Origin of the sequence: Sphingomonas sp. BGYR3, assembly GCF_025153455.1 — a bacterium.
GTDB lineage: Bacteria > Pseudomonadota > Alphaproteobacteria > Sphingomonadales > Sphingomonadaceae > Sphingomonas.
This window is the reverse complement of sequence record NZ_JANZNT010000002.1, coordinates 362,224-374,274: the sequence shown is the minus strand read 5'-3', so window position 1 is coordinate 374,274 and position 12,051 is coordinate 362,224. Positions and strand designations below refer to the sequence as shown.

Sequence of the window (12,051 nt, the reverse complement as noted above, 5' to 3'; positions counted from 1 at the left end):
GGTCAGTCCCTGACGCGGCCGGGGCCGGACGGCGGCGGCGGCGTTTCGTTGAGCCGGGGCAGGACGGCATGGTTGGGCCAGGCGACGACCCTCCGCTCAAGATCGAGCTGCATCATCCGAGGCCGGGCGGGGTCGAAGGCGGGCCATGCCGGACCCGGATTGCCCGTGGCGGCAAAGCGGACGACGGCATCCATCATCGCATCGCTCAACGCACGGTCAGCGGCGGTCCAGTTCCGGGTCGTCCGAAAACGGTTGAGGCTGTCCAGCGTGCCCAGCCAATAGGGGACGTCGCCGGTGTGATAGGCGCCGACCGTTGCCGGATCATGATCGGCAAAGGTCACGCCGGGCGTGTACGGATGCGTGCGGGTGAAGAAATAGGCATAGGCAGGCGAGCGCCCGTTCGCCGCCTGAGCCGCGGCCCATCCGGCCATTTGCCGTCCGACGCTGGCGTCACGTTCGATATCGCGGGCCGCGCGTCGCACCTGTGCGTCGGTGCCGGCGGGATAGGCGGCGAGGATGGCGTCCGCATTCACCGGAAACTGCGTCCGAACCGCCTGCCGATAGCTGGCGACGCCGGACAGGGAGCCGAGCGAGCGGAAGCTTTCATCGCGGGTGAAGCCAACCATCACCGGCACATCGTTGAACCGTTTGCCGGCAAAGCTGGCTGCGGGCGCTTCGCGGACCACCTGCCCGTCCACCGTCACCGCCCGGCGGCGCAGCGTTGCCGCAACATCGATCAGCCGGTCGGCTGTCAGGTCGCGCAGCGCGGTCAGCGAGGATGCGCCGGCCGCGCGTTGCAGGGCCACGCCCTCCGCCTCCGCCTCGGCAAGCGGGATCGGGGCCATCGCAGCGTCGAACGCGCCGCCGCTCATGCCGATGACGCGATGGAACAGGCCCTTTGCCGCCGGGCTGGCCTGAAGCAGCGAGACGGACATGGAGCCGGCGGACTGGCCAGCGATGGTGACCCGTTCCGGATCGCCGCCAAAGGCCGCGATGTTGGCGCGGACCCATTTCAGCGCCGCGACCTGATCCTTCAGGCCGTAATTGCCCGACGCCCCGCCCTGTTCGGCGCTGAGGTCGGGATGCGCAAAGAAGCCCAGCGGCCCGACGCGATAGCCGATGCTGACATAGACGACGCCCTTTTTCGCCAGCGGTTCGCCGGCATAGTTCGCCATGGCAGCCGAACCGATGTTGAAGCCGCCGCCATAAATCCACACCATAACGGGGTATCGGGTGCCCTGGGGCGGCGGGGCTGGCGGTGCCCAGATGTTGAGGTACAGGCAGTCCTCGCTGGTCGCCTCTTCCCCGAAATAATGGTTGATGGCGCGCGATCGAAGCGGCTGGATACATTCCGGGGCGAACCGGTCGGCGATCCACACGCCCTGCCACGGCCGATGCGGCTGCGGATCGCGCCAGCGCAGATCGCGGACCGGCGGTTCGGCAAACGGCACGCCCAGCCAGGCGCGCACGCCATCGGACAGCATCTTGCCCTGCACCAGCCCCTCGGCCACCCGGACCGGCGGACCGGATGGCTGTTCCATCACCTGTGCATCAAGGGCGGCCGGACAGGCGATCAGGCCAGCGCACAAGGCCGCGAACAGGGCGCGCATCACTTTTTGCCCCGCAGCTTCCGGTCGAAAAAGTCGAAGGTGAGATTGACCGCCTTGATCGAGGCATCGCGCGTTTCGGCAGGGCCGGCGCCAAGCCAGCTGTGACCGATACCGGGGAACAGCGTGATTTCATACGGCGCACCGGCCGCCTTCATCTTTGCGGCCAATTCCTCGCTCTGCGTTACCGGCACCGTCTTGTCGGCCGTGCCGTGCAGGATCAGCATCGGCGGATCCTTTGCATCGACATGCGCCGCCGCGCTTGCCGCCCAGATCCGGTCCGGCGGACACTGGTTGGGCAGACAATCGAGATAGCGGTTTTCCGCCCGCGGGATCGCGTCCCTTGGCATGGTGGCAAAATCATGCACGCCGTACCAGCTGACCCCGGCCTGGACACATTCGGACTGATCGGCATTGGCCTTGTCATCCCCGCGGGGCGAATGGGCGCAATCGAGCGCGGCGAGCGCCGCCAGCTGGCCGCCCGCAGACCCGCCCCACACTGCGACGCGGGTGGGATCGATGCCGTATTTCGCCGCATTGGCGCGCAGGAACCGGATCGCGGCGCGCACATCGTCGATGGCGGCGGGGAACGGCGCTTCACGCGACAGGCGATATTCGAGGGACGCCACAACGTAGCCGCGCGCCGACAGTTCGGCGAGGACGCCGGGGAAATTGCTGAACGCGCCCGACTGGCGCGTATGGCCCGCCATCCAGCCGCCGCCATGGATGTACACGACCAGTGGTCGCGCCTCCCGCACGGTGGGGACCCGGTACAGATCCAGGGTCAAGGGGCGGAAACCGGGAATGACCGAGAAGACGACGTCGTTATAGGCGCTGACCCCGCCGGGAAAGCCGACGATCCGGTCCGGCATCGGATCGCCAAGCGCAGGTTCCGGCGAGGTCGGCGGGGCGACCTGTTGCGCCAGGGCCGGGGTCGACACCCATGCCGCGGCCGTCAGGCCAAGGGCCGACAGCCCTGCGATCCTCAAAGCAGTTGCGCCCATGCCCGGCATCCCATCCTCCCTGATCAATTTTATTTACGAACCAGTCCGTACACCAACCGATATGCGACGCTTATTCGATTCTGTTATGCGTCATCATGATCCTGAATTACCGTGCGAGCCGGATCAACGGCGGCACCAGCTTTCGATGATATCGACCACTGACATCCGCCGCCGGGCAATCGCCTTTGCCGATGTCATGTCGCGTTCGAACCCGAACGAGAACGTGTAGCGGTTCGACACGTTGTAGAAACACAGCGCGCTGATCGTCATGTGCAGTTCGACAGGGTCGATCCCCTCGCGGAACAGGCCCTCTGCACATCCGCGGACCAGGATGTTGCGCAGATTGTCGACGACCGACCGGTTGCGTTCGCGGATGCCGGGAATGTCGCAGATATGCACACCCCGCAGGATATTCTCGTTCATCACCAGCCGGACGAATTCAGGATGCTGGTTGTGATAGTCGAAGGTCGCTTCCACGACATCGCGCAGCGCAGCATCGGGGGTCAGGCTGTCGCGCTGATGGCTGGTGTCGACGTCGCGGACGGCGTGATAGGCGCGTTCGAGGACCGCGCGATACAGCTCTTCCTTGCCGCCGAAATAATAATAGATCATCCGCTTGGACGCGTTGGTCTTTTCGGCGATTTCGTCGATGCGGGCGCCGCTCAGGCCCTTGTCGGCGAATTCGGCGGTGGCGACATCGAGGATATTCAGCCGGGTCTGTTCCGCATCGGACAGCGCGGCGCCATCCGCTGCATCATTGGCTGCCTGAATCGACGCCTTTACCACCTTAATTCCTTTCTGCGTTCACGCCGGGATATCGATCCGGTAGCGCGACTGCGCTGCCAGCCGGACCGTCGCATTCGTTGCCCCATAGCCGGAATAATCGCGGCGCTCGACAATCTCGAAGAAAAATCGGCGGGCAAAGGCGCGGCTGTACAGCTGAAAATACTCGGCATCGCCCGACCGGTCATAGAGGATGCTGCTGGCCCGCAAGCGTTCAACCAGCGTATGGTCCAGCCCAAATCGAGAGGCGAGATCGTCATAATAGTTCGCCGGGATTTCAAGCCGCTCCATGCCCAGCGCGGCAAGGCGATCGCTGGCGGCGAAGATATCGTCACAGGACAGCGCGATATGCTGAACGCCGGCCCCCATGTAATTCTGAAGAAAGCGGGACGACAGCGTCTGCGCCGCCGCCGAACCGTTGAGCGTGATGCGCAGACCGCCGCCCGACGATTCGACCGCCTGGCTGTGCACGATGCCTAGCGGATCGGCGATTTCCAGCTGCGGCGTTTTCTGCACGTCGAACAGCGCGCAGTAATAGAGCAGCCAGGACAGAAATTCCTCGAACCCCATGGCCTGGGCAAGATGGTCGAAGCGGATCAGACCGGCCCCGGCAGCATCGGCGTCGGCCCCGCCATCGGCATCGCCGGCGGCTTCCGCCGGGGTAAACTCCCGGCTCCAGATTTCCGCCTCCTGCGCCGGATCGACGAAATAGATCAGACTGCCCCCGACGCCGCGCACACTGGGGATTTCGAACTCGTCCGGCGCAACCGCCTGAACAAAGCGGGGGATTCGCAGCGCGTCGGCCCGTGCGAGCACCACCGGCACATCCGGCACGCGGAGGCCGATGGCGCAGACGGCGGGGCCGTGAACCACCTCGTGACTGTGGGCGAACCCCTCATTCTCGCAATTCAGGACGAGGTTGATGTCGCCCTGTTGCCAGCGGGTTACCGCCTTGCGCAGATGGCGGCCCGTGCAGCGAAAGCCGAGCGTCCGCAGCATCGCGCCAAGGGCAAGCCCGTCCCCCTCGCTGGCCGCGAATTCGATGAACGCCACGCCATCGACCGGCGCACGCGCGGGCAGCGACGGGGCGACGGACAGGCGGCGGCGCGCCTCATCCTCGGCATAGCGGAGCGAGCGATAGCCGTCGGCCGCGATGCCCGATGCCGATCCGGCGCGGAACCGATCGTTGAAGATTTCCAGCGACAGCGGCCCGTCATAGCCGATGGCGATCAGCGCCGCGACGTAATCCGCAATCGGCAGGTCCCCCTGCCCCGGCATGCAGCGGAAATGGCGGCTCCAGTAAAGATAATCCATCTCCATGCGCGGCGCATCGGCAACCTGCACAATGAACAGCTTTTCGGGATCGATGGCGGCGATGCTGTCGATGGGCACGTTGCGCGCCAGCGAGTGGAAGCTGTCTAGGATCAGCCCTACCGAGGGATGATTGACCGATTTGACCACCGACCAGGCATCGCGGTGATCGAAGATATGGCGACCCCATGCCAGCGCCTCGTAACCGATGCGCAGCCCGCGGGCGGCCGCCCGTTCGCCCAGTTCGTAAAAGTCGTCGACGATCCGTTGCCGGTCGCCCAGCGACTGGGGCGACACATTGGAACAGACCAGCACCAGATCGGTGCCGAGTTCCTGCATCACGTCGAATTTGCGTTCGAACCGGTCGAACGCCTGCTGCCGCAGATCGCCGGGCATCCCTTCAAAATCGCGGAACGGTTGAAACAGCACACATTCGAGGCCGAGATCGGCCATCATCTGTCGCACGGCGCGCGGCGCATGCGGGCTGGCAATCAGGTCGTTTTCAAAGATTTCGACGGCATCATAGCCCGCAGCGGCAATGGCCGCGAGCTTTCCTTCCAATATTCCGCTGATTGAAACGGTCGCGATCGACGTCCGCACCTGGCACTCTCCCGATCTATGTACCAGATGGTACACGGATCAGTCCGCCATGGCGACCCCCCTTTTCACGGCATCGGATCGGCAAGGATTACGCCAGCCATTGGCGGGTCAGTGCCCGCCCACCGCAACGGTGACGCCGCCCGCCCCGCGCGCTGCGCCAGCGCGGCCGAACAGGCCGACGACGATGAAGCAGACCAGCGGGACCAGCATGGCAAGCTGGATGTTCGCGGCGCTGGAAATGGCGCCCATCACCGGGGTCAGGATCGCGCCGCCGATGATCGCCATCACGATCAGCGACGACCCCGTCTGGGTATATTCCCCCAGATCCTTGACCGACATGGCAAAGATGGTCGGGAACATGACCGACATAAAGAAGCTGACCGCCGTCAGTGCGATCAGCCCGGCCGTGCCGCCGACAAAGATCGCGACGAGCAGTAGGGCGATGGAGGCCGCAGCGTACAGCGCCATCAACCGGCCGGGATTGATCCGCGCCATCAGCGCGACGCCGGCAAAGCGGCCGATCAGGAACAGGATGATTGCCGCAATCACCCAGTCGGTTGCCGCCCGCTCGCCAAGGCCCGCCGTCACCTGCGCATAGCGGATCGTGTAGCTCCAGATCCCGACCTGCGCGCCGACATAGAAGAACTGCGCAGCGACGCCGGACATGAAAAAGGGTTTGCGGAACAGGCCGGCAATCGCCTGCGTCCAGCCGATTGAAGGCGTGTCGCTAGCGGCCTCCACCGGCTTTTCAGCCACGGCCGGGAAGCGGGTGAGCGCGACCAGCGCCGCCCAGACGAGGACAAAGATGCCGATGCCGATATAGGGCGCCTGCACCGCCTGCGTCTCCCGCGCGTAAAAGGCGGTCCGTTCCGCCGCGGACATTGCGGCCAGCGTCGCTTCGGAATGTTCGATGCCCGACAGGATCAGATATTTGCCGATCAACAGGCCGGTGATCGAACCGGCCGGATTGAATGCCTGAGCCAGATTGAGCCGCCGTTCGCTGTCCGCCGGATCGCCCAGCACGGTGATCAGCGGATTGGCCGACGTTTCCAGAAAGGCGAGGCCCGCCGCGATGACGAACAGCGCCAGCAGGAACAGCGAATAGGTCTGCACCTGTGCCGCGGGATAAAAGAGCAGCGCACCGATGCCATAGAGGCAGAGGCCCACGACAACCGCCGTCTTGTACCCCTGTTTCCGCATGAACAGGCCCGCGGGAATGGCGAGCAGGAAATAGCCCATGTAAAAGGCGGACTGAACGAAGCCCGTTTCCAGATCGGTCAGCGTGAACGCCTTTTTGAACTGCTGGATCAGCACGTCGTTCAGGTTGTTCGCCATGCCCCACAGAAAGAACAGGCTGGTGATCAGGATGACGGGAACCAGCGTCGCGGATGCGCCGCGCGATGCCTTTCCGGGTGCGCTCATGCTCATGTCAGTGCCCTGTCGAGATGGGTGTAGCCGCCATCGGGGATGATCCATTGGCCCGTGGTGTGCGACGAGCGCGGCGACAGCAGGAACACCACACTGTCGGCAATTTCGCGGTCGGTCGTCATCCGCTGACCCAGCGGGATGCGGCGGACGATTTCGGCAAGCTGACCCTCCGGATCATCCGTCCGGTCGAGCCATTTGCGGTAGAGCGGCGTCATCACCTCGGCCGGAAGGACCGCGTTGACGCGGATGCCATCGCCAAGCAGCGAGGCCGCCCATTCCCGCGTCAGGCCAAGCTGTGCCGCCTTTGCCGCGACATAGCCGCTGGTGCTGCCCTGACCGGTCAGCGCGGTCTTTGACGAGATGTTGACGATCGCCCCCTTGCTCTGGCGCAGGGCATCCAGGCACAGATGCGCCATGCCGTAATAATGGCCGAGATTGAGGGTCAGCGATTTCTCGAACGCGGCCAGCCCGGCCTCCAGCGACACGCCGTCATTGACCCCGGCATTGTTGACCAGGCCGTCGATGCGGCCGAACCGGGCGATCACATCCTGAACGCCCGCCCGGCACGCCTCATGATCGGTCAGTTCGGCGCGGACGACCATCACATCCGGCTGAAGCGCGCGCAGTCCGGATTCATACTCCGGGTCGAGCGGACTGCGGGCAAAGATGACCGGCACCGCGCCTTCCTCGGCAAGGACGGTCGATATCGCGCCGCCGATCCCGGCCCCGCCCCCGGTGACAATCACCACCTTGTCGCGCAGCTGCAAATCCATTGGTTCAATCGACCCCTTGTTGACCGTCCGGCTGATCGGTCAGCCGGAATATGCTGTGCGCCGCCACCCATTTTTCGCCATCCGCCGCCCATGGCACTGGCCGCTGAAACCCGTCCATCAGCCGTTCCCAGGCCAGCACATCGGGATTGCCGGCATCGGCGGCGGAACGGGTGGCCGGATCGAATTCCGGCCCGGCGTCGATAATCATGACGAGCCGGTTGCCGGAAAGGAATATCTCCATCTGAAGAATGCCGGATCGCCGGATCGCCGCCATCACCGCCGCTGGCGGACCGCCCGGCCGATGCCAGTCGACATAGGCGGCGATGAGATCGGGATCATCGGCAAGGTCCAGGATGTTGACGAAACGCCGGGCGGTCACAGCTTGGCCCCTTGCCGCCGCCACAGCCCGTCGATCCGGAGGGCAGGCAACCCCAGCCCCGTCATCAATGCTGCCCGTCGCACGCACGCCTCTCCCGCACCGGGCCGTCCTTTCCGGCCGTTCGCGGCACCATAATTGCCCATATCATACCGGCAAGTGATTTCCACTGGTGACAGCCGGGCCGGGCAATCGATCGGACTGGCACAATTACGGCATGACCGGTAATGAACGTCCATGGGATTGGGACAGGACGATGCCGGCGATGACGTTCCGGTCGAACGGTATCGCGCACCGGCGCTGGAAAAGGGGCTGGACATCATCGAGGCGCTGGCCGACCGGCCGGACGGCCTGACCGCGACCGAGCTGGCCGCCGCGATCGACCGGTCGCTGGGCGAGATTTTCCGCATTCTTCAGGTGCTGGAGCGGCGCGGCTATCTGTCCAAGAACCCCTGGACGGACCAATACCGGGCGACGTCCCGGCTGCTGGAGGTCGGGTTCCGGGCGACACCGGCCCAGAACATCGTTTATGCGGCGGGGCCGGTCATGCTGACGCTGTCGCAGACGATCCGGCAAAGCTGTCACCTGGTGCTGGCGGCGCCCGGCAAGGCATTGGTCATCGCGCAACAGGATGGCCCGACGCCGACCAATTTTTCGGTCCGGCTGGGGTCCGTTCTGGATTATCTGCAAAGCGCATCGGGCCTGGTCCTGCTGGCGCTGAGCAGCGAGGAACGCCGTCAGCGGTTGCTGCAGGGACAGGACATTCCCGATCATCTGCGCGAGCGCATGGCCCATGTCGCGGCGCAGGGATATGAGCATCGGGCGAGCATCCGGACACAGGGGGTGCGCGACATCAGTTATCCGGTCCGCGATTTCAACAACGAGGTCATCTGTGCGCTGACGGTGCCCTATCTTCGCCTGATCGACGGGAGCCAGGCCGTGGACGAAGATGCGGCGCGGGTCATTCTGGGCCAGGCTGCCAGCCAGCTGAGCATGTTGCTTGGCGCGAGCAGCTGACCACCGCAGCTACGCCGCGCCCAGGGTCGGGCAGCCCGGCCTTCAGATCGTCCAGCCCCCGTCGATGGCAAAGGCCTGACCCGTGGTGAAGCGGGATTCGTCGGATGCCAGATAGACGGCCAGTGCGGCGATTTCCGCCGGATCGCCCAGCCGGCCCATCGGCTGACGGGCGACAAAGGCATCGATATTGGCATCGAACCCGCCGGGCAGGCTGCCGATCCGCTGCCGCAGCGACGGCGTCATCACCGTCCCCGGACAGATGGCGTTGCAGCGGATACCCCGTGCCACGAAATCGATGGCGACATGCTTGGTCAGGCCGATGACCGCCGCCTTGCTGGCGCCATAGGCAAACCGGTTGGGCACACCGGTGATGCTGGAAGAAACCGAGGCGACATTGACGATTGAGCCCTGGCCACGGTTCAGCATTCCGGGCAGCAGCGCACGGATCAGGTGATAGGCGCCATCGACATTGATGCGGAACGAGCGTGACCAGTCATCCGGTTCGCAATCGAGGATGGTCCCCGCCGCGACATAGCCCGCGCAGTTGAACAGCACGTCATAGGGCGCTTCGTCCGCCAGCGCGGCGACTGCCGCCGGGTCGGTCACGTCCAGCGTGCGCGTTTCGATGCCCGGCGCATCGGCCTTGAGCTGAGCCAGCGCGTCTGCATCCACATCGGTGGCAACCACCTCTGCCCCTTCCCGGGCAAAGGCGAGCGCGGTTTCGCGGCCGATGCCGTTGCCGGCCGCCGTCAGCAGGGAACGCTTACCCGACAGGCGGCCGGTCATGCCGCCCTCGCCGGCAGACAGGCGGGGCCGATCGGTTCGAACTGTTTGTAGGTCAAGATAAACTCCTGATGACCCATGGCTTCGGACTTGGTCTTTTCCCCCGCGGCGACGCGCTGGATCAGGTCGAATACCTCCTGCCCCACGGTGTCCAGCGTGCCGCGCCCTTCCAGGATGCGGCCGGCATCGACGTCCATGTCGTCGGGCATGCGGCGATAGGTTTCGGGATTGGCGCACACCTTGATTACCGGCGCGATGGCCGATCCGACGACCGAACCCCGGCCGGTCGAAAACAGGGTCACGTGCGCGCCGCAGGAGATCAGTTCGACAATCTCTGCATTGTCCGAGATATTGGGAAAGCCGAAGCGGACGTCGCCATCGGGCACGACATCCAGCAGATAGAGGCCGCCGGTCGGCGGGACGTCGCCCGGCTTGATCAGGCCGACAATGGGTGAGGCGCCCGATTTGGCATAGGCGCCCATCGATTTTTCCTCGATCGTGGTCAGCCCGCCATCGGCGTTGCCGGGCGCGAAGCTGCCATAGCCGAGGGTCGCGTAATAACGCGCGGCCTTGGCCACGCTTTCCTCGATCGCACGGCCGAGTTCGGGCGTCGCTGCGCGCTCCGCCATTGCGACTTCGCAGCCGATGAGTTCGCCCGTTTCCTCGAAGATGCAGGTCGCACCCGCCGCGACCAGATGGTCGAACGCGCGGCCCATCGCCGGGTTGGCGGTCAGGCCGCTGGTCGCATCCGACCCGCCGCAGATGGTCGCCACCACCAGTTCGTCCAGCGCCATCGGCACCGGCTGTTGCCGGTCCAGTTCGGCGCGCATTTCGGCGACCATGGCCCGGCCGCGTTCGATCGTCGCGCGCGTGCCGCCCGATTTCTGAATGACCAGCGTGTGGCAGGGCCGACCGCTGGCCCGCACCGCAGCCTCCAGCCGGTCGCGATTGAAACTTTCGCAGCCGAGCGAGATCAGCAGCACCGCCCCGACATTGGGATGCGTGCCGATGCGTTCCATCACCGTCGCGGCATAGGGGTTCGGAAAGCACCCCGGAAAGCCGATCAGGTGCACATCCTGTTCGCGCATAGGCCACACGATTTCGCGCGCGACATGATGGGCACATTCAACCAGATAGGCGACGGCAACGACGTTGCGGATCCCCTTGCGCCCATCGGCGCGCAGCCAGCCTCTCACGCTTCTTGCTCCATTTCGCGGGTGTGCGAGCGGGTATAGTCGCTCTGCATATTGTGCAGATGCACGGTTTCGCCGGGGGCGATGTCGCGCGTGGCCGACCCGATCGGCGTTCCGTATTTCATCACCTTTGCCCCCGCCGGGATGGCGCGAACCGCAACCTTGAACCCGAAGGGCGCAGGTTCGATCAGCGCCGCACCGCCGGGCACAGGCTCACCCGCCGTCAGATCGGCCAGCGCAACCGCGACATTATCGTCAGCGCTGAGCAGCAACAGCCGCTCCCGCATGTCCAGGCGATAGAAACGCGCGGCATTGGCCCCGAAAATCTGGGGATAAGGGGCCAGCCGCCGCGCCTGACCGAGCCAGCTGCCATAATCCCCGGCCAGCAGCAGCACCGGATAATCGCTGCCCCAGATCAGCCGGTCCGGCCCGAACAGGTCGATAAGGGTGGCGATATAGGGCTCCAGCACTTCGGCAGGCCGTCCGCCCGCTTCGGTGAGCAGGCCCGACAGCTTGCAATGGACGTGCGGCATGGCAGCAAGCGGCGCGATGGCGCTGGCCCAGGCGGCGTGGCCATCGCCCGCAATATCGGGCTTTCCGGCATGATCGATGACGATGCGCAGATCCGGCGAGCGTTCGGCCCGGCGGACCAGCGGCGCGAACTGATCGACCCGCACCAGCGCGTCGAGCGCAAGGTCGCTGGCGATCATCGCGTCGATGCCCGCGTCGATTGCGGCCCCGGCGATCCAGTCGCGGTCCGCCATGTCCTGCAGCATCGGGCGCAGGCCAAGCAACGCATTGCCGCACCGCCGGGCAAGGGCGGCAACGCGATCGGCGGCATCCGGCGCGGCCAGATCGGTCCACCCCACGACACCGCGCACCCAGCTGTGCTGACGCGCCAGATCACACAGAAACTCCGTCTCCGCCTCGGTCTCTGCCGCCTGGACGGCGATGACCCCCGTGACGCCGGATCCCGACACCATCGCCGCAGCATCCGGCGGCAGAAAGTCGCGAAACAGCGCGGGCAGTTCAGCCGTCGGCCATGGATAATCGCCACGGTCCAGCCGCCAGAAATGCATATGTGCGTCGATCATCGGCCGGGTTCACCAAAAGGCTGCTAGCATTGGTGAAGCCGGATATCCCATGTGAAATTGCGGCACAAGCGGTTGCCAGATC

General features: G+C 65.3%; 11 protein-coding genes. 1 reads left to right on the top strand and 10 read right to left on the bottom strand.

The window, feature by feature from the left end:
* Positions 1 to 2: 2 nt before the first annotated feature.
* The 7 genes from NYR55_RS13700 to NYR55_RS13670 form a co-directional block, all read right to left on the bottom strand.
* Positions 3 to 1,610: a carboxylesterase family protein gene (locus NYR55_RS13700; protein ID WP_260022095.1), complete on the bottom strand. Its 1,608-nt coding sequence runs from the start codon at positions 1,608 to 1,610 to the stop codon at positions 3 to 5.
* On the bottom strand, positions 1,610 to 2,611 hold the full coding sequence (locus NYR55_RS13695) for an alpha/beta hydrolase (protein ID WP_260022094.1): 1,002 nt from the start codon (positions 2,609 to 2,611) through the stop codon (positions 1,610 to 1,612). The genes NYR55_RS13700 and NYR55_RS13695 overlap by 1 nt, the downstream gene beginning before the upstream one ends.
* Positions 2,612 to 2,734: 123 nt before the next feature.
* Positions 2,735 to 3,397, bottom strand: a complete 663-nt coding sequence (locus NYR55_RS13690; RefSeq protein WP_260022093.1) for a TetR/AcrR family transcriptional regulator — start codon at positions 3,395 to 3,397, stop codon at positions 2,735 to 2,737.
* A gap of 18 nt (positions 3,398 to 3,415) precedes the next feature.
* Entirely contained in the window at positions 3,416 to 5,266 is a 1,851-nt protein-coding gene (locus NYR55_RS13685; protein WP_279338866.1) for a sugar phosphate isomerase/epimerase and 4-hydroxyphenylpyruvate domain-containing protein, read from the bottom strand.
* 147 nt (positions 5,267 to 5,413) lie between these two features.
* A complete protein-coding gene (gene fucP / locus NYR55_RS13680) occupies positions 5,414 to 6,733 on the bottom strand; it encodes an L-fucose:H+ symporter permease (RefSeq protein WP_260022091.1) in 1,320 nt (439 codons plus the stop codon).
* A complete protein-coding gene (locus tag NYR55_RS13675; protein ID WP_260022090.1) occupies positions 6,730 to 7,506 on the bottom strand; it encodes an SDR family oxidoreductase in 777 nt (258 codons plus the stop codon). Before NYR55_RS13675 ends, fucP begins: the two co-directional genes overlap by 4 nt.
* A 4-nt stretch (positions 7,507 to 7,510) precedes the next feature.
* Positions 7,511 to 7,885 carry an L-rhamnose mutarotase gene (locus NYR55_RS13670; protein WP_260022089.1) on the bottom strand — a complete coding sequence of 125 codons (375 nt, stop codon included), beginning with the start codon at positions 7,883 to 7,885 and terminating at the stop codon, positions 7,511 to 7,513.
* Between the two features lie 234 nt (positions 7,886 to 8,119).
* Between NYR55_RS13670 and NYR55_RS13665 the strand changes: the two genes are divergently transcribed.
* Positions 8,120 to 8,899 carry an IclR family transcriptional regulator gene (locus tag NYR55_RS13665; protein ID WP_260022088.1) on the top strand — a complete coding sequence of 260 codons (780 nt, stop codon included), beginning with the start codon at positions 8,120 to 8,122 and terminating at the stop codon, positions 8,897 to 8,899.
* Between the two features lie 42 nt (positions 8,900 to 8,941).
* Here NYR55_RS13665 and NYR55_RS13660 read toward each other — a convergent pair whose 3' ends face one another.
* From NYR55_RS13660 to NYR55_RS13650, 3 genes are read right to left on the bottom strand one after another with little or no spacing between them, the layout of a single operon-like run.
* The gene (locus tag NYR55_RS13660) at positions 8,942 to 9,685 is read right to left on the bottom strand and encodes an SDR family oxidoreductase (RefSeq protein ID WP_260022087.1); all 744 of its coding nucleotides are present in this window, start codon (positions 9,683 to 9,685) and stop codon (positions 8,942 to 8,944) included.
* The gene (locus NYR55_RS13655; RefSeq protein WP_260022086.1) at positions 9,682 to 10,878 is read right to left on the bottom strand and encodes a UxaA family hydrolase; all 1,197 of its coding nucleotides are present in this window, start codon (positions 10,876 to 10,878) and stop codon (positions 9,682 to 9,684) included. The genes NYR55_RS13660 and NYR55_RS13655 overlap by 4 nt, the downstream gene beginning before the upstream one ends.
* On the bottom strand, positions 10,875 to 11,969 hold the full coding sequence (locus tag NYR55_RS13650) for an amidohydrolase family protein (protein ID WP_260022084.1): 1,095 nt from the start codon (positions 11,967 to 11,969) through the stop codon (positions 10,875 to 10,877). The genes NYR55_RS13655 and NYR55_RS13650 overlap by 4 nt, the downstream gene beginning before the upstream one ends.
* Positions 11,970 to 12,051 lie beyond the last annotated feature (82 nt).